Origin of the sequence: Massilia sp. 9I (assembly GCF_902506415.1) — a bacterium.
In the GTDB taxonomy this organism is placed as follows: Bacteria; Pseudomonadota; Gammaproteobacteria; order Burkholderiales; family Burkholderiaceae_D; genus Telluria.
The window spans coordinates 1,713,795-1,732,007 of sequence record NZ_LR733275.1 but is presented as its reverse complement, the minus strand read 5'-3'; the positions used below and the strand labels follow the sequence as shown (position 1 = coordinate 1,732,007).

At 64.1% G+C, this 18,213-nt stretch carries 15 protein-coding genes; 9 read left to right on the top strand and 6 right to left on the bottom strand.

Features of this window, described 5'->3' with window-relative positions; genetic code table 11:
• Positions 1-4: 4 nt before the first annotated feature.
• Entirely contained in the window at positions 5-442 is a 438-nt protein-coding gene (locus GV068_RS07865) for a DUF4440 domain-containing protein (RefSeq protein ID WP_159696801.1), read from the bottom strand.
• Between the two features lie 160 nt (positions 443-602).
• On the opposite strand from GV068_RS07865, the gene GV068_RS07860 reads away from it, so the two are divergent.
• The 3 genes from GV068_RS07860 to GV068_RS07850 are packed head-to-tail and all read left to right on the top strand — an operon-like array spanning position 603 to position 2,058.
• Positions 603-1,040, top strand: a complete 438-nt coding sequence (locus tag GV068_RS07860) for an antitoxin Xre/MbcA/ParS toxin-binding domain-containing protein (protein ID WP_159696800.1) — start codon at positions 603-605, stop codon at positions 1,038-1,040.
• 2 nt (positions 1,041-1,042) lie between these two features.
• Entirely contained in the window at positions 1,043-1,732 is a 690-nt protein-coding gene (locus GV068_RS07855) for an RES family NAD+ phosphorylase (RefSeq protein WP_373888409.1), read from the top strand.
• A gap of 5 nt (positions 1,733-1,737) precedes the next feature.
• Positions 1,738-2,058 carry a DUF2288 domain-containing protein gene (locus tag GV068_RS07850; protein ID WP_159696799.1) on the top strand — a complete coding sequence of 107 codons (321 nt, stop codon included), beginning with the start codon at positions 1,738-1,740 and terminating at the stop codon, positions 2,056-2,058.
• A 146-nt stretch (positions 2,059-2,204) separates the two neighbouring features.
• On the opposite strand, the gene GV068_RS07845 is transcribed toward GV068_RS07850, so the two are convergent.
• Both GV068_RS07845 and GV068_RS07840 read right to left on the bottom strand, forming a co-directional pair.
• A complete protein-coding gene (locus GV068_RS07845; protein WP_159696798.1) occupies positions 2,205-2,594 on the bottom strand; it encodes a tetratricopeptide repeat protein in 390 nt (129 codons plus the stop codon).
• Complete coding sequence (locus GV068_RS07840) at positions 2,591-4,603, bottom strand: bifunctional 2',3'-cyclic-nucleotide 2'-phosphodiesterase/3'-nucleotidase (protein WP_159696797.1); 2,013 nt, start codon at positions 4,601-4,603, stop codon at positions 2,591-2,593. Before GV068_RS07840 ends, GV068_RS07845 begins: the two co-directional genes overlap by 4 nt.
• Positions 4,604-4,747: 144 nt before the next feature.
• Here GV068_RS07840 and prfB point away from each other — a divergent pair.
• The 3 genes from prfB to lysS all read left to right on the top strand — a co-directional run bounded on the left by prfB (position 4,748) and on the right by lysS (position 8,080).
• A protein-coding gene (gene prfB / locus GV068_RS07835) for a peptide chain release factor 2 (RefSeq protein WP_159696796.1) occupies positions 4,748-5,852 on the top strand; the annotation gives its coding sequence in 2 pieces (ribosomal slippage) (positions 4,748-4,828 and positions 4,830-5,852; 1,104 coding nt in all).
• Between the two features lie 3 nt (positions 5,853-5,855).
• Complete coding sequence (locus GV068_RS07830; RefSeq protein ID WP_159696795.1) at positions 5,856-6,518, top strand: HAD family phosphatase; 663 nt, start codon at positions 5,856-5,858, stop codon at positions 6,516-6,518.
• A 26-nt stretch (positions 6,519-6,544) separates the two neighbouring features.
• Positions 6,545-8,080 (top strand): lysine--tRNA ligase, encoded by a 1,536-nt coding sequence (gene lysS, locus GV068_RS07825; protein ID WP_159696794.1) that lies wholly within the window; start codon positions 6,545-6,547, stop codon positions 8,078-8,080.
• Between the two features lie 67 nt (positions 8,081-8,147).
• On the opposite strand, the gene ppnN is transcribed toward lysS, so the two are convergent.
• Positions 8,148-9,518 carry a nucleotide 5'-monophosphate nucleosidase PpnN gene (gene ppnN / locus GV068_RS07820; RefSeq protein ID WP_159696793.1) on the bottom strand — a complete coding sequence of 457 codons (1,371 nt, stop codon included), beginning with the start codon at positions 9,516-9,518 and terminating at the stop codon, positions 8,148-8,150.
• A 361-nt stretch (positions 9,519-9,879) separates the two neighbouring features.
• On the opposite strand from ppnN, the gene GV068_RS07815 reads away from it, so the two are divergent.
• Complete coding sequence (locus GV068_RS07815) at positions 9,880-11,382, top strand: peptide MFS transporter (protein ID WP_159696792.1); 1,503 nt, start codon at positions 9,880-9,882, stop codon at positions 11,380-11,382.
• Between the two features lie 61 nt (positions 11,383-11,443).
• Here the strand turns inward: GV068_RS07815 and GV068_RS07810 are convergent, their stop codons facing one another.
• The gene (locus tag GV068_RS07810; RefSeq protein ID WP_159696791.1) at positions 11,444-12,343 is read right to left on the bottom strand and encodes a LysR substrate-binding domain-containing protein; all 900 of its coding nucleotides are present in this window, start codon (positions 12,341-12,343) and stop codon (positions 11,444-11,446) included.
• Positions 12,344-12,448: 105 nt separating this feature from the next.
• Here GV068_RS07810 and GV068_RS07805 point away from each other — a divergent pair, with 105 nt between their 5' ends.
• A complete protein-coding gene (locus tag GV068_RS07805) occupies positions 12,449-13,366 on the top strand; it encodes an NAD-dependent epimerase/dehydratase family protein (protein WP_159696790.1) in 918 nt (305 codons plus the stop codon).
• Positions 13,367-13,411: 45 nt separating this feature from the next.
• Here GV068_RS07805 and GV068_RS07800 read toward each other — a convergent pair whose 3' ends face one another.
• Positions 13,412-15,679, bottom strand: a complete 2,268-nt coding sequence (locus GV068_RS07800; protein ID WP_159696789.1) for an OPT family oligopeptide transporter — start codon at positions 15,677-15,679, stop codon at positions 13,412-13,414.
• A gap of 200 nt (positions 15,680-15,879) precedes the next feature.
• On the opposite strand from GV068_RS07800, the gene GV068_RS07795 reads away from it, so the two are divergent.
• Positions 15,880-18,213: PBP1A family penicillin-binding protein (locus GV068_RS07795; protein WP_159704721.1), on the top strand; the 2,334-nt coding region annotated here is incomplete at its 3' end.

The window sequence follows — 18,213 nt, the reverse complement described above, 5'->3', positions numbered from 1 at the left end:
CAGCTTATTTCTTTGGCGGTTGCGGCGGGCCGAAATCGGAACCGCGGTCGAACACCACTTCCCACTGTCCCGGCGCTTTCAGGCGCCAGATCGAGTTGAAGCGGCCGATGCGCTGGCCCGCCGGGTTGTAGACCGGGCCGCCGCTATAGGCCAGCGTGCCCGAGTCGACTACCTCGACCTCTTCCGGCTCCCACGAGAACGGCGCCTGCGGCTTGTCGTAGAACTGGCGCCAGCCCTTGGCGATCGCCTGCTTGCCGCGCAGCGGACCTTCAGCCCCGAAGAAGATCGCCTCGTCCGCGATATAGCGGGTAAAGCCCTCGAAATCGCGCGCCTTCATGGTGGCGGCGAAGCCGCGCTCAGCTTCCATGACCTGCTTTTTCAGGTCGCTGTTCGATTCGCGCGCCTGGATGGCGCCGCTGGCGGCAGCCGCCAGCACGAGCATGGCAGAGAGAAGAGAAAGGAACGCAGGCGCATCTGTGACTCCTATCAAGCTTTTCTATGAGGAAAGATTGACGATTCTGTCACGGGACCACACCGCTGACAACCGGTAGTTGCAATCATTTCGAAATCGGAGTATAACCACTCCAATTACGGAGAATACCATGAGCCTAGCCTACTCCTACCCCAAGAGCCGCTTCGAGCCGGCGGTGCTGGTCGACCTGAATTCACGGGCCGAGCGCGAGCGCCTGTCGCGTTCGGCCCTGCTCGGCTTTTTCAAGCTGGCCGCAAGCTGGCAGGTGCGGGACGACGATGCGCGCGAGCTGCTCGGCGGCCTGTCCTCCTCGTCCTATTACGACTGGAAGAAGAATCCGGACCGGGTGCTGGAGGTCGACCGCATCACCCGCATTTCCTACCTGCTCGGCATCTACAAGGCCCTGCACATCCTGTACGGCGACAAGCTGGCCGACGAATGGGTCCACCTGCCGAACACCAATCAGGTCTTCGCCGGCCGCACGCCGCTGGCCTACATGCTAGCGGGCGGCCTGATCGCCATGCAGACGGTGCGCAAGCTGCTGGACGCGCGCCGCGGAGGTCTCTGATCTTGCCGCTGCTGCACAAACTCACCCAGCTGCGCCAGTACGACACCTGCCGCCTGATTCCCTCGCGCTTCGCCGACGTCGAGGATTCCGTGCTCGCCCCGCTGGCCGAGAACGACCGGGTCCTGCGCGACCTGTTCGACCTCGACAACGCCACCAACGAGCGCCTGCGTGGCGAATCCGGCTTGCTGCCGGGGATCGGGATGGACGAACTGGTCTTCGGCGTGCCCAACTTCCGCATCATTAACGCGGCCTACACCTACGCGCGTCCGGAAGGCAGCCGCTTCAACGATGGCGAACGCGGCGCCTGGTACTGCGCCTTCGCGCCCGAGACGGCGCTTGCCGAAGTCATCTTCCACAAGACCGTCGAGTACGTCGAGATCGACCGCTTCGACGACAGCGTCAGCTACCAGATGCTGCTGGCCGACTTCAGCGCCGGCTTTCACGACCTGCGCGGCGTGGAAGCGCACAAGGCCTGCCTCGACCCGGACAGCTACATCGCCTCGCAGGCGCTGGCGGCCGAGCTGCTCGATCAGGGCTCGATGGGGGTCATCTACCCGAGCGTGCGCCACCCGGGCGGCACCTGCCTCGCCTGCTTCCGCCCCGCACTGGTGGGCAATGTACGCAAGGCGCAGACCTATCGGTTAACATGGGCGGGCTCGCCGCAACCGGCGGTCGAGGTCATTTGCAATTGAAGAGTATGAAAACGAATCCCGAAAAAGACACCGAACTGCACGACAAGATCAACCGCGAGACCGGCCGCATCCCCTGGAGCGAACTGGCGCGCCATTTCGCCAGCGGCTCGGTGATCTACGTCAGCGAGGAACTGGACCTGATCGAGGTCGCGCTGCGCGTCGCGCATGACGACAAGGAAAGCATCACGAAGTGGATGGCGGCCGGCAGCCTGGCCAAGGTCAGCGACCTGCAGGCGCAGACCTGGACGGAGTCCGATGCGACGCTGTGGGCGTCGGTGGTGAGTCCGTTTGTGTTGGTGCAGCCGGAGAAGAAGCAGCTGCATTGATCGGAGCAACCGGCTCTCGAGCAAACTTGGATCCCGGCCTGCGCCGGGATGACGGTTTTAAAGCCACTAGCCTAAAGATCGTCATGCGCGCCACTGGCGCCCATGACTCCCCGCGCAGGCGGGGATCCAAGTTTGCATGCATTACGTTAGCGCTTGAGCTCACCGCGATGCGTGAGCGCATGCGCCGCCCGCCGCATATACTGAGCCGCCTTCTCCGGATCCTTCTCCATCATTCCCAGCTGCTGCCAGGCCTCCGGATAATCCTGTTCGGTCGCCGCCTCCAGCCAGCGCCGCGCGGCCGCTTCGTCCTTCGGCACGCCGTCCCCTTCGAGCAGCATGTTCGCCAGCAGGAACATCGCTTCCGGCATGCCCCGCGCCGCCGCGACGCCGAGCCAGTGCGCGGCCAGCGGCGCATTGCCGCCGTCACGATAGCTGAGTCCTCGGCGCAGGGCGATGTCGCCCTCGTCGCCATGCTGGGCCATCACCGGCTGTGCCAGCACGAGGGCGGCCAGCAAGACCGCCAGGGAGCGCTTCATTTCGCCAGGTCGATCGCGTACAGCGCCATGCCCTTGCCGCGGCCGTCGTCGGCTACGACCTGGCTGACATTGTGCAGCCCGGCCTCATGGGCCAGATCGAGCATGCCCGGCGCCGAGGAGAACACCACCGGACCGGCCGTCTTCACCTGCACGAAGCGCCAGCTGCGGGTCGCCGCATTGGCCACGCGGGTCAGGTGCTTCGCTTCGCGCACGTAGGCGATCATGACGTCACGGTTGTTGTCGGGCGAGGCGATCACGGTCTTGCTGCCGTCCAGGCCGGGGAAGTGGCCGCCGCCGCTGGCGCGGTAATTGTTGGTCGCGACCAGGAATTCCTGGCCAGGGGCCACCGGCTTGCCGCGCCAGACCAGGTTGCGGATACGCTCGCCCGGTGCGCGCGTAACGTCGATCTCGTACGCCACTTCGGGCGAGGTCAAGGTGTCGAAGTTATAGCTCGCCACGGCCAGGTTGACCAGCTGCTGCGGCTCGGTCTTTGCCGGGTCGATGGTGTTGAAGCGCTGGGCCGCCTTTTCCAGCCACGCTTTCAGTTGGGCGCCGTTCACCTTCACCGCATACAGCGCGTTCGGGTACAGGTACAGGTCGGCCGCATTGTTCAGGGCCAGGTCGCCGGCCTTGACGTCGGTGTAGTCGGCCGGGCCCGCGATGCCGCTCTTGAACGGCGCGGTCATCGACAACACCGGCAGGTCCTTGTAATGCGGCAGGTTGGCAGCGACGTACTTGAGCACGTAATCGGTCTGGGCCTGGTTGATCACCTGCAGGGCCGAGATGTCGCCCACGTCGGCGAAATAGCTGGACATGCGGAACTCGGTGGAGCCGACCGGCGTCTTGACGTAGCGGATGGTCGCCTCGTGTTCTTCCTTCACCAGCGCCATCACGGCCGGATCGGCGTCGACGTAGCTCTTGGCGCCGGTCTGCGCCGCGCGCGCCTCGACGCTGGTCTTGTCGCGCTCCACCATCCAGCGTTTGCCGTCATGCTTCAGGTGCAGGCCGATCACGCCCAGGTGCTTGCCCCACAGGTTCGCCATCACGGTCGGCACGCCGTGCACCAGGCCGGTGGCCTTGTCCACGCCCGGCAGGTTGAACTGCGGCGCAGTGCTGTCCTTGCTCGGGAACAGCTGGTGCGAATGGCCGAGCAGCATGGCGTCGATGCCTTCTACCTTCGCCAGGTACCAGTTGGCGTTTTCCATGGCCGGCGTGTAGGGCGCCGCATCCAGGCCGCCGTGCGAGATCGCGATCACCAGGTCGGCGCCCTTCTTGCGCATCTCCGGCACGTACTTCTGCGCGGCTTCAACCACGCCGGTGGTGTAGACGCGGCCCTCGAGCCAGCGCTTGTCCCACTCCATGATGGTCGGCGGCGCAAAGCCGATGATCCCGACGCGCACCACGGCCTTCACCGGCTTGCCGCGGGCGTCCAGCGCCTCCACCTGCTTGTCGATGATGGCGTAGGGCATGAACAGCGGCTTCTTCGTCCTCGCGCTGTAGACGTTGGCCAGCACCATCGGGAAGGCCGGGCCGGCGCATTTCTTCGGCTGGTCGACGCCCTTGACCTGGAAGCGGTTGCCGGTCACCTGGCTGAGGTAGGCCAGGCCGTAGTTGAATTCGTGGTTGCCGATGCCTGCGCCGTCGAACTTCAGGCCGTTCATGATCTTGTAGATGCCCAGCGTCTCGTCGCACCCGAGACGCTTGACCTGCGCCTGGTAGTCCGCCAGCGCGGTGCCCTGGATGGTGTCGCCATTGTCCAGCAGGAGCGTGTTCGGGAATTCCTTGCGCGCCTGGTGGATCAGCGTGGCGGTGCGGTCCAGCCCATGCGAGGGTTCGACGGCCAGCTTGTAGTAGTCGTAGCCGACCACGTTTGAGTGCAGGTCGGTCGTCTCCAGCACGGCCAGTGTCGCGGTCGTGCCGGCCTTGGGCGCCTGCGCCGCGAGGACGGGAACGCTGAACAGCACCGGGACCAGTGCGATGCCATATTTGCAAGTAGAACGAAGGGCCATGATGGATCCAGAGGACAAAACCGGGCGATGATAAGGCACTAAGATGCGGCGGAGCAAGCGAACACGCCGCTAAGCCGATTCCGAATGCGGCTTGGGGTATAATCTAGGGTTCGATTCAACCCATTCATAAGACTAGCAAAGACCATGGAAGCTGAACGCATCAATGCCATCTCCGCCCTGCTGAACGACCTGACCAGCCGTGAAGCCGAACTTCGGAGGTATCTTTGACTTCGATCGCAAGTCAGAGAAACTAGAACAGGTCAACCAGGAACTCGAGGACCCGACCATCTGGAATGACCAGAAGCGGGCCCAGGACCTCGGCAAGGAAAAGAAAGCGCTCGAAGGCGTCGTGCTGACGCTCGAGAAAGCGAAGAGCGACCTGGCCGACGCCACCGACCTGTTCGAGATGGCAAAGGAAGAAGGCGACCACGGCACGCTGGAATCGATCGGCGGCGACGCCGAAGAGATCCAGAAGACCATCGAAGCGATGGAATTCCGCCGCATGTTCAGCAACCCGATGGACCACGCCAACTGCTTCATCGACATCCAGGCCGGCGCCGGCGGTACCGAGGCCCAGGACTGGGCCTCGATGCTGCTGCGCCAGTACCTGCGCTACTGCGAACGCAAGGGCTTCAAGGCCGAGATCCTGGAACAGTCCGAGGGTGAAGTCGCGGGCATCAAGACCGCCACCATCAAGGTCGATGGCGAGTATGCCTATGGCCACCTGCGCACCGAGACCGGCGTGCACCGCCTAGTGCGCAAGTCGCCGTTCGACTCGGCCAACGGCCGCCACACCTCGTTCACCTCGCTGTTCGTCTATCCGGAAGTCGACGATTCGATCGAAATCGAAATCAACCCGGCCGACGTGCGCATCGATACCTACCGCGCATCGGGCGCCGGTGGTCAGCACATCAACAAGACCGACTCCGCGGTGCGCCTGACGCACGGCCCGTCGGGCATCGTGGTGCAGTGCCAGAATGACCGTTCGCAGCACCGCAACAAGGCCGAGGCCTGGGACATGCTGCGCGCGAAGCTGTACGAACTCGAGCTGCGCAACCGCATGAGCGAGCAGCAGAAGCTGGAAGACTCCAAGACCGACGTCGGCTGGGGCCACCAGATCCGCTCCTACGTGCTGGACCAGTCGCGCATCAAGGACCTGCGCACCGGTTTTGAAACCGGCAATACCAAGAACGTGCTGGACGGCGACCTGGACGACTTCATCTCCGCTTCGCTCAAGCAGGGTGTGTAAGCGATGACGACTCCGCAGCAGGCTTTCGTGTTCGACATGGATGGCACCATCGTCGACAACATGGCCTTCCACACCGACTCGTGGATCACCTTCTTCGAGCGCCGCGGCGAGAAGATCGACGCGGATGAATTCTTCCGCGCGACGGCCGGCCGCCAGGGTGGCGAGATCATTCGCACTTACCTGGGCGAGCAGCTGAGCGACCAGGAAGTCGCGGCGCTCAACCACGAGAAGGAATCGGTCTACCGCGAGCTCTACGCACCGCACCGCAAGGCGGTCGACGGCTTCGATGCCTTGATCGCGCAAGCCAAGGCGAAGGGCGTGAAGCTCGCCGTCGGCACCGCCGCGCCGCCGGCCAACGTCGAGTTCACCCTCGACGGCCTGGATTTGCGCCGCCACTTCGACGCGATCGTCGGGGCGACCGACGTCGCCCGCGGCAAGCCGCATCCGGACGTGTTCCTGAAAGCGGCCGAGCTGTGCGGCGTGGCGCCCGAGCACTGCATCGTGTTCGAAGACGCGCCGCTGGGCGTGGAAGCGGCGCGCCGCGCAGGCATGCGCTGCATCGTCCTGACGACCACCCTGCCCGCATCCAACTTCGCCGGCTTCGACAACGTCATCGCCATCGTGAGCGACTTCACCGAACTGAAGGCCGAACTCCTGTTCGCCTGAACTTAATAAGAACTGTCTATCCAATCATGACTACGGAAAACCAAGAGCAGACGCCGGTGCCGGCGCTCGATGAAAACAAGATCATGGCCGAGCGCCGCGCCAAGCTGGGCGCGCTGCGCCAGCAGGGCAATCCCTTCCCGAACGACTTCGTCCCCCAGCACAAGGCGGCCGACCTGGTCGAGACCTACAGCGGCAAGACCCGCGAGGAACTGGAAGCCGAGCCGGTGAACGTGGTCGTGGCCGGCCGCATGATGCTGCGCCGCGAAGCCGGCAAGAAGGCCGCGTTTGCGACCCTGCAGGACAGCTCGGGCCCGATGGCCAGCGGCCGTATCCAGATCTACATCACGCTCGATTCCGCCGGCGAAGAAGCCATGGAAGCGCTGCGCAGCTACGACCTGGGCGACATCCTGGGCATCGAAGGCACGCTGTTCAAGACCAAGACCGACGAGCTGACCGTCAAGGTCGCCAAGCTGCGCCTGATCTCGAAGTCCCTGCGTCCGCTGCCGGACAAGTTCCACGGCCTGGCCGACCAGGAGACCAAGTACCGCCAGCGCTACGTCGACCTGATCATGAACGAAGAGACGCGCCGCACCTTCAAGGCGCGTACCGCCGCGATGTCTTCGATGCGCCGCTTCATGGAAAAGCACGGTTTCATGGAAGTCGAAACGCCGATGCTGCACCCGATCCCGGGCGGCGCCGCGGCCAAGCCTTTCATCACTCACCACAACGCGCTGGACATGGAAATGTACCTGCGCATCGCGCCTGAGCTCTACCTGAAGCGCCTGGTGGTGGGCGGCTTCGACCGCGTGTTCGAGATCAACCGCAACTTCCGCAACGAAGGCGTGTCGGTCCGTCACAACCCGGAATTCACGATGATGGAATTCTATGCGGCTTACACCGACTACAAGTGGATCATGGACTTCACTGAACAGGTGATCCGCCAGGCCGCCATCGATTCGAACGGCAGTGCCGTGCTGACCTACGGCGGCCGCGAGCTGGACCTGTCCAAGCCCTTCCAGCGCCTGACCATCGTCGAAGCGATCGACAAGTACGCCCCGGGTTACACCCAGGAGCAGCTGAACTCGATGGACTTCCTCAAGCAGGAACTGCTCAAGTTCGGCGTCAAGCCTTTCGCCACGTCCGGCCTGGGCGCGCTGCAGCTGGCGCTGTTCGAAGAGACCGCCGAAGCCCTGCTGTGGGAGCCGACCTTCATCATCGACTATCCGGTCGAAGTGTCGCCGCTGGCGCGCGCCTCGGACACCCGCGAAGGCATCACCGAGCGCTTCGAGCTGTTCATGGTAGGCCGCGAGATCGCCAACGGCTTCTCGGAGCTGAACGATCCGGAAGACCAGGCCGCGCGCTTCCTGTCGCAGGTGGCCGCCAAGGATGCCGGTGACGATGAAGCGATGTTCTACGACGCCGACTACATCCGCGCGCTGGAATACGGCATGCCGCCGGCCGGCGGCTGCGGCATCGGCATCGACCGCCTGATGATGCTGATCACCGACTCGCCGAACATCCGCGACGTGCTGCTGTTCCCGCACCTGCGCAAGGAAGACTGAGCCCTCAAGCTCACATGAAAAAAGGCGGCCCGCGCAAGCGTGGCCGCCTTTTTTTATCGCCGTGCGATTATTGAATCACCGTGTAGCAAGGCGTATAGGCCTTGCCCGGCAGTTTCATGCGGCTCTGCTCCACGAAGGAGGCCAGCAGCGCATCCATCGGCCCCATGATGGCGCTTTCGCCGTGGATCTCGTACTTGCCGTGCTGTTCGATCGCGCGGATCCCCTCTTCCTTCACGTTGCCGGCCACGATGCCCGAGAAGGCGCGGCGCAGGTTGGCCGCCAGATTGTGCGACTCCTGGTTGCGATGCAGCTTCAGGTTGCGCATGTTCTCGTGGGTCGGACGGAAAGGCTTCTGGAATTCCGGGTCGATCTTCAGGCGCCAGTTGAAGTAATAGGCGTCGCTGTGCGCCTTGCGGAACTCGCGCACCATCTTGATACCGTTGTACATTTCCCTGGCCACGGCATCCGGATCGTCGATGATGATCTTGTAGCGCTTTTGCGCCTGCGCGCCGAGGGTCAGGCCGATGAACTGGTCGATCTGCTCGAAATACGCGCGCGCCGTCGCCGGACCGGTAAAGATCAGCGGGAACGGCTGTTCCGCATTGTCCGGGTGCAGCAGGATGCCGAGGATGTACAGGATTTCCTCGGCGGTGCCCGCGCCGCCCGGGAACACGATAATGCCGTGGCCGGTGCGCACGAACGCCTCGAGGCGCTTTTCGATGTCCGGCATGATCACCAGGTCGTTCACGATCGGATTTGGCGATTCGGCCGCGATAATGCCCGGCTCGGAAATGCCGAGATAACGCCCGCCCGAAATGCGTTGTTTCGAATGGCCGATGGCCGCGCCTTTCATGGGGCCTTTCATCGCGCCCGGACCGCAGCCGGTGCAGATATCGAGCTCGCGCAGGCCGAGCGCATAGCCGACTTCCTTGGTGTAGTTGTATTCCACCCGGTTGATCGAGTGGCCACCCCAGCACACGACCATGTTCGGGCTGCGCTGCGGCTGCAGCACGTTGGCGTTGCGCAGGATATGGAACACCGCGTCGGTAATGCCTTCCGGGCGGTTCAGGTCGAATTTCGGATTATCGGTGACTTCGAAATGTACATAAACGATATCGCGCAGCACCGAGAACAGGTGTTCGTGGATCCCGCGGATCATTTTGCCGTCGACGAAGGCGTGGGCCGGCGCACTGCGGATGTCGAGCTTGATGCCGCGCTCGCGCTGGAGGATGCTGATTTCGAAATCTTTGTAACGCTCCAGCAGTTCCTTGCCGTCGTCGATCGAGCTGCCAGAATTGAGCACGGCAAGCGCGCATTTGCGGAAGATATCGTACAAACCGCTCTTGCTGGTGTCGAGCAGCTTGGCGACTTCGGCTTTCGACAGGACTTCGAGGCGGCCTTCCGGAGAAATGAGAACGTCGATTACTTCATGGGTCATGGTTTTTTTATCCCTTTCTACGAGGGTGTGAAAAATTCGTCCCTGGCTGCGTTGCCTCGTCTCGCCGTACTAACGTACTGTCTTCGACTCGGCGCCTTGCCATGGCCGTTTTTTCACACCCTCTAACGGTAAAACGGACTGGCCTGGCTGCCAATATACGCGAAAGCGGGAGGTTTTGCGCCCCGATTGGGACAAGGCTCATAGGCAAATCACCCCGCTCAAGGCCGTCAATACCACAACCAGAAAAAGTTCGCTTGCGATGACCGATTTACACTAAAATGCGTGCCAACTGGAATTTCCATGCATACGGCGATTCCATCAAAAAACCATCGAGTTGATAACTAATTTCGGGAGGAACCGCATGAGCGGTGCAGCTACTTCAGCCAAGGGACCGATTCCAGAATTCAAACAGATCATGGGCCATCCAGCTCCGCTGTGGATGCTCTTCATGACTGAATTCTGGGAGCGTTTCGCGTTCTACGGCATTCGTTGGGCCCTGGTGCTCTACATCGTCGCCCAGTTCTACGGCGGCGACGCGGTCGGCCAGGCCGACGCCAACCTGACCTACGGTTCCTACCTCGCGCTGGTCTACGCCGGCGCCGTCTTCGGCGGCTACATTGCCGACCGCGTCATCGGCTACCAGCGCTCGATTCTCGTCGGCGCGATCTTCATGGCGGCCGGCCTGTTCATGATCACGATCCCGAACCAGGACCTGTTCAAGCTGGGCCTGGCCACCATCATCGTCGGTAACGGCATGTTCAAGCCGAACATCTCGGCCATGGTCGGCCAGCTGTACACGCTGAACGACACCCGCCGCGATTCGGGCTTCACCATCTTCTACATGGGCATCAACGCCGGCGCATTCATCTCGCCGATCCTGACCCAGCAGCTGGCGCAGAACGTCTTCAACACCGGCGACACACCGGCCTACAAGGTCGTGTTCTTCGCATCCGGCATCGGCATGCTGATCTCGCTGGTGTGGTTCTACATCGGCCGCAAGCAACTGAAGGGCATCGGCGCCCCGGTCGGCGAGCTGGCCAATCCGAAGCGCCTGATCGGCGTCGTGATCGGTTCGCTGGTCGTGATCCCGGGCGTCTACCTGCTGCTGCAGGCCGGCGCCGCCAACCTGCAGATCGTGCTGTCGGTGCTGTTCGTCGCCCTCGCGCTGATGCTGATCGTCGAAGGTGTCCGCGAAGGCAAGGTTGCGCGCGACAAGACCATCGCCATGATGATCATCTTCGTCTTCAACATCCTGTTCTGGTGCTTCTTCGAGCAGGCCGGTTCCTCGTTCACCTTCCTGGCAGACCAGATCGTGAACCGCAACTTCGGCGACTGGACCTTCCCGGTGGCCTGGTTCCAGTCGGTGAACTCGATCGCCATTATCGTCTGCGCACCGATCATCGCCGCGATCTGGGTCGCGATGGGCAAGCGCAACGTGAACCCGTCGATCCCGCGCAAGTTCGGCCTCGGCATCATCTTCAACGGCCTGGCCTTCGGCCTGCTGATGTACGCGCTGACCCAGCTGATCGACGACAACGGCAAGATTCCGTTCTGGACCCTGTTCGCGGTCTACGTGGTGCAATCGATCGGTGAGCTGTGCCTGTCGCCGATTGGCCTGTCGATGGTTACCAAGCTGGCGCCGACGCGCCTGGTGGGCCTGGGCATGGGCGGCTGGTTCCTGTCGACCGGTATCGGCAACAACCTGTCGGGCATCTTCGCCTCGCACGTCTCGGGCGAGACCGGCATGTCGGTGGCCTCGGCCCTGGACGGCTACACCTTCGGCTTCTGGATCCTGCTGGGCGGCGGCGTGCTGCTGTTCCTGCTGGCGCCGCTCATCCAGAAGATCATGCACGGCGTGAAGTAAGCGTCTCGCTACCCAATGAAAAACGGCAGCTCTCGAGCTGCCGTTTTTTTATCTCGTTGATTCAGCGCCGGTCGAGCGTCGACTCCATCTCGCGCATCTCGGCCACCATCCAGTCGCGGAAGCGCTGCACCTTGAGCATGTGCTCCTTGTGCGGATTGACCAGGAAGCGGTAGCCGCTCTCGAAGCGCGCGCTCTTGCAGGGGATCTGGCGCAGCGCGCCCGACTTGATGTCTTCATACGCGATCCCGTAGGGCACCAGCGCCACGCCCTGCCCCGCCACCGCCGCCTGCACCAGCACGCCCCAGTGCGTGTAGACGCGCGAGAAGTCGTATTTGCCCTTCAGCGCCCGGTTCTCGTTCAGCAGCTGCAGCCACGCTTCCGGCGACTGCACCACCAGCAGATTATGCTGCGGCAGGTCGGCCAGGCTCAAGGCCTCCTGGCCGGGCGCCAGCAGCTCGGGGCTGTAGACCGGCACCAGGCGCTCGCGGAACAGCACTGCCGGATCGGCATCGACCACCGTTCCGTAACGGACGGCGACGTCGGTGCTGTCGGCCTGCAGGTCGACCGGCGCGTCGTTCGAATCGATCCGGATGTCCAGTTCCGGATAGAGCTTGGTGAAGCGGTGCATGCGCGGCACCAGCCATTTGATGGCGAAGGAATGCGTGGTCGAGATGCGCAGCACCGCTTCCTCGTCGCCGCGCTGCAGCGCCGCCACCTTGGCGCGCAGGTCGGCCAGCATGCGGCCGGTGGCGATCGCCAGTTCCTGCCCCTTTTCGGTCAGCGAGATGTGGCGCGGATGGCGCACGAATAGCGGGAAGCCGACGTTTTCTTCCAGCTGCTTCACCTGTAGACTGACTGCCGCGGGCGTCTTGTGCAGCTCGCGGGCGGCCAGCTTGAAGCTGCCCCAGCGCGCCGCGCAGTCGAAGTCGATCAGGCCGGACAGGCTGCGCAAGGGTTTCATGCCGCCTCCATGCATAAGTTTTTCTTATTCAACGTCTGTACTTTTTCTCGGTTGAAGGTTTTTGCTGCTTTGCAGAAAATATACTCGATCCAATAAGGAAAAGTCATGCCAAAAAATATACTGGTGATCGGCGGTACCCGTTATTTCGGCAAACTCCTCGTCCAGCGCCTGCTGCGCGCGGGCCACCGCGTGACCATTGCCACGCGCGGCTACGCACCGGACCCCTTCGGCACGCGGATCTCCCGCATCCGCGTCGACCGGCGCAGCGAACAGGCGATGCGCAATGCCTTCCGCGACCTACGTTTCGACATCGTCTACGACCAGATGTGCTATTCGCCGCTGGACGCCGCCATTTCGGTGCGCGTCTTCGCCGGCAAGGTCGGGCGCTACGTGATGACCTCGACCATCGACGCCTACCGCGACGCCGCTCCGCGCGACGCCTTCCGCGAAAGCGACCTGCCGGTGCTGGCGCAGCCGATCGACACCGCCTATCCCTGGCACGACCCGGCGCGCGCCATCGAGAGCTACGTGGCGGGCAAGGTACAGGCCGAGGCCTACCTGGTGCGCGACGGCAGCCTTCCCTTGGCGACCGTGCGCCTGGCCCACGTACTGGGCGGACCGGAAGATTTCACCGCGCGCCTGGCCTACTACGTCGACCTGGTGCGCATGAAAGGCACCCTGCGCTATGCGAACGCCGCCGCCAGGGTCTCCTTCATGGAAGCCCACGAAGCAGCCGATTTCCTGGCCTGGACCGGCATGCAGGACTTCGTTGGCCCGGTCAACGCCGCCTGCGATGGCGCCCTGTCGGCTTTCGAGCTGCACGCCCGCGTCGCGGAAGTGCTCGACGAGACCCCGCGCAGCGGGAAAGTGCAGCCGGAAGCGCCGGGACTGCTGTCGCCCTTCGATTTCGCCACGCCTTTGGCGCTCGACACCTCGCGCGCCAAGGCGCTTGGCTACCGTTTCGGGCATACCAGGGACTGGCTGGACGACGCGATCCGGCATCACGACCTGGCCTTCGTCTGAAGGAGCATGGATAAAAAAATGGCCCGGGATTCCGGGCCATTTGCTTTAGCGCTTCGCTTTCTCTCGCGCCACCCAGTACAGCAGCGCGATGATCAAGGCATACGGGATCAGGGTCAGGAGGTTCGAATCCGGCCCCGCGAAGAAGGGGTTCGCGCTTTCCGCCCACTTGGCCATGCGGCTGTCGAAGTCAGTCAGCACGCCCGCGGTAATCGCGATGATAATGCCGGCCAGCGCGCCGCCGGCGATGTAGCCCGACGCCAGCAGCGTGCCGGAGCTGCGGTCGCCCGCGGCCTGGCGCTCTTCCTCGTTCATCTCGGCGTACTGCGGCAGCTTGCTGTTGCGGCGATCCGCCACCCAGCGCACCAGGCCGCCGACGGCAATCGGCAAGGTCGAGACCAGGGGCAGGTAGACACCCACCGAGAAGGCCAGCGCGTGCACGCCCGCCATCTCCAGCACCACCGAGATCATCACGCCGAACAGCACCAGGGTCCATGGGAGCTGCTGGTCGAGGATGCCCTTGATGATGTAGGACATCAGGACCGCCTTCGGTGCGTCGTACTTCTTCACTTCGGTACCGTCAGGACGGACCTTGTGGGTGCCGTTGATGCCCGGGTCGACCAGGTAGGCCAGCTTGCCGTCGTCCGCCACCAGGTATTTGCCGGCCGGGCCGCCCACGGTATCGCTCTTCTGCCACACCTTGTAGGTTTTGCTATCGGTGGCCGCCTGTGGGCCCTGCAACTGCGCGGTTTCATGCAGCTTCGACGCATCCACGGTCAAGCCAGGCGCCACCTGGGCTGCCGGCACATAGACCGTGCCCGCTTCGTTCAGTTTCAGCAGGATCGGGCCCAGGATCAGCGCCGAGGCAAAGGCGCCGCACAGGATCGCGTACTGCTGCAGGCGCGGGGTCGAGCCAACCAGGTAGCCGGTCTTCAGGTCTTGCGAGGTGGTGCCGGCATTGCTGGCGGCGATACAGACGATCGCGCCGACCGACAGCGCGGTGACGTAATAGCGCCCGCCGGTCCAGCCCATCACCAGGAAGATCAGGCAGGTGAACAGCAAGGTGGCCACCGCCATGCCCGAGATCGGGTTCGAGGACGAGCCGACTTCGCCGGTCAGGCGCGAGGACACGGTGGCGAACAGGAAGCCGAACACCAGGATCAGGAGCGCGCCCAGCAAATTCATGTGCAGCGGGGTGGCGACGGTGATCACGGCGATGATGGCGAGGCAGCCGATGAAGACCCACTTGAGGGGGATGTCCTGGTCGGTGCGTTTGCTCTTGTCGGCGGCGGAGCCCTTGCCGATGCCGGACAGGCCGCCCGTGAGACCCTTCCAGATGGTCGGCATCGAGCGCACCAGCGAGATCAGGCCGCCCGCGGCCACTGCGCCGGCGCCGATGTAGAGCACGTAGGCGTTGCGGATGTCGTCTGGGCCCATGTCGCGGATCAGCGTGGTGGCCGGCGCCAGCGGCACTGTCAGCAGATCGCCGAAGAATTTAATCATCGGGATCAAGAGCAGATAGGACAGCACGCCGCCCGCCGCCATGGTCAGCGCGATGCGCGGGCCGATGATGTAGCCGACGCCCAGCAGTTCCGGGGAGACTTCGGCGCCGGCCGAGCCGCCCTTGAGCGGGCTGCCGAATTCAAAGTTGACGTAGTCGCGCCAGCCCTTGAAGGACACGCTCAGGGTCTTGTACAGCAGGCCGATGCCGAAGCCGCCGAAGATCAGCATGGCGCGGCGCTTGGCGTCGCGGGCGGCATCCGAACCGTCTTCGCGCGCTTCGCCGGCGGCCGCGCGCGAGGTCTCGGTGGCCGCGGCCTTGAGCACTTCGGCGCAGGCCGTGCCTTCCGGGTACTTCAGTTCGCGGTGGGCGTCGACGATCATGGTGCGGCGCATCGGGATCATCATCAGGATGCCCAGCAGGCCGCCCAGGATTCCGACCAGCATCACCCGCGAAATCTCCAGGTCGAAGCCGAGGATCATAATCGCCGGCATGGTCACACCCAGGCCGAAGGCAAGCGACTCGCCGGCCGAACCGGCGGTCTGGGTGATGCTGTTTTCGAGGATGGTCGATTCGCGCGCGCCGAACTTCTTCGCGGTGTGGAACAGGGTGATGGCGATGACCGCCACCGGGATCGAGGCGCTCACCGTGAGGCCTACCTTGAGAACCAGGTAGAGCGAGGAGGCGCCGAAAATCATGCCCAGCACGGTGCCCATGACGAGGGCGCGCAGCGTCATCTCGGGCAGCTGCGCACTGGCCGGGATATAGGGCTTGAAAGCGGTCCCGGACGGATCGGAAGGCGAATCGTAAGGCATGGACGGTCCCTTGGAATACATACTTTGGTAAGACTTAAGGCGTGACTATGGCATATGCCGAAATGGAATGAAAGCAGTTTGAAGCCTTAGAATGCGCAAGATACAATGTGCCGTACCGGCACGTACATACGGCCCGTTTTGAAAGTAGCGTAGTGACCAAGCCAGAGACCAAGCCCGTAAAACGCCCGCGCCGCCTGCGCATGTTTGTCTTCTTCGCCCTCGCCGCCATGGTCGGGCTGGCGGCCGGCATCGTCATCTACGTCATGACGGTGATCCTGCCGAACGTGCCGAAGATCGACGCGGTGCTCGATTATCAACCCAAGATTCCGCTGCGCGTCTACACCGCCGACAATCACCTGATCGGCGAATTCGGCGTCGAGCGGCGCGACTTCGTCACCATCGACAAGATCCCGGCGCGCATGAAGCAGGCCCTGCTCGCGATCGAGGACGCCCACTTCTACCAGCACAAGGGCATCGACTGGCGCGGCGCGGCGCGCGCCGTCATCGCCAACGTGCGCGAAGGCTTCGGCGCCGGCGGCGCTTCCACCATCACGATGCAGGTGGCGCGCAATTTCTTCCTCTCGAAGGAAAAGGTCCTGTCGCGCAAGCTCACCGAGATCGCCCTGGCCTACCGCATCGAGGATGCGCTCACCAAGGACCAGATCCTCGAGCTGTACATGAACCAGATCTTCCTCGGCAACCGCTCCTACGGCTTCTCGAGCGCGGCGCGCAGCTACTTCGGCAAGTCGCTCGACGAGCTGACCTGGGCCGAGACCGCGATGCTGGCCGGCCTGCCGCAAAACCCTTCACGCCACAACCCGATCGCCAACCCGAAGCGCGCGCAGCAGCGCCAGCACGCGGTGCTCAAGCGCCTGTACGAACTGGGCGAGATCGGCGAGGCGGAATACCGCCAGGCCCTGGCCGAACCCTTGCGCCTCAAGCGCGGCGGCCAGGTCTTCGATACCAAGGCCGACTACGTCGCCGAACTGGCGCGCCAGGCGGTGTTCTCCCAGTTCGGCGAGGAAGCCTACGAGCGCGGCATCGTGGTCACCACCACCATCCTCAAGGCCGAGCAGGACGCGGCCTACGAATCGGTGCGCCGCAACGTGTTGGACTACGACCAGCGCCACGGCTACCGCGGCCCGGAGGCGCGTATCGAGCTGCCGCAGGATGCGGCCGAGCGCGAGGAAGCGATCATCGAAGCGCTGCAGAAGCGCCCGCAGAGCGACGGCCTGATCCCGGCCATGGTGCTGGCGGCGTCGCCGCAGCAGGTGCGGGTCGAGCTTCTTTCTGGCGACGAACTCACGATCGAAGGTGCGGGCCTGAAGTTCGCCGCGCGCGGCCTGGCCGCCAATGCCAAGGAAACCCTGCGCATCGCGCCGGGCGCGGTGATCCGCGTCAGCCAGAAAAAAGAAAAGGACAAGGAAAGCTGGGCCATCACCCAGGTGCCGCAGGTGGCTGCCGCGTTCGTGGCGATCGACGCCGACACCGGCGCCTACCACGCGCTGGTCGGCGGCTTCGACTACAACCTGCAGAAGTTCAACCACGTGACCCAGGCCTGGCGCCAGCCCGGCTCCGCAATCAAGCCCTTCGTCTACTCGGCCGCGCTCGACAAGGGCTATTCGCCCGGCACCCGCATCCTCGACGAGCCGCTCGACATGCCGGGCGAGAACGCGGGCGAGACCTGGTCGCCGCAAAACGACGACGGCGTGTTCGACGGCCCGATCACGATGCGCAATTCGCTGGCGCATTCGAAGAACGTGACCACCGTGCGCCTGATCCGCGCGCTCGGCGTCGACTACACCCACGAGTTCCTGGGCCGCTTCGGCTTCGATCTGCCGCGCCACCCGAAGAACCTGACCCTCGCCCTGGGCACCGGCGCGGTGACGCCGCTGCAGATGGCCGGCGCCTACGCGGTGTTCGCCAACGGCGGCTACCGCGTGAAACCCTACCTGATCGCCCAGATCCGCGACGGCAACGGCGCCATCCTGCAGGAGACCAAGCCGCCCGCGCGCACCGACGCCGACCGCGTGCTCGACGCGCGCAACGCGTTTGTTGCGAACAGCATGCTGCGCGACGTGACCCGCTACGGCACCGGCGCCGCCTCGGTCAAGCAGCTGGGACGAACCGATATCGCCGGCAAGACCGGCACCACCAGCGACGCAATCGACGGCTGGTTCGCCGGCTACGGCGGCAAGGTCGTGGCGGTGGCCTGGATGGGCTACGACGAACCGCGCTCCCTCGGCGGGCGCGAGTTCGGCGCCACGCTGGCGCTGCCGATCTGGATCGACTACATGCGCGTGGCCCTGGCCAAGGTGCCGCCGCAGGAAGAACAGCTGGAGCCGGAAGGCGTGGTGCGCGAGAACGACGACTGGGTGTTCGAGGAATTCGTCGAGCGCCCCGACCTGCGCGCCATCGACATCGACCCGGGCGTCGACAATCCGCCGGTGGAGGTGGATCCGGTCACGGGCGAGCCGGTGACGCCACCGCCGCAGCCAACGCCGGCGCCCGCGGCGCCGGCCACCCCGCCGCCC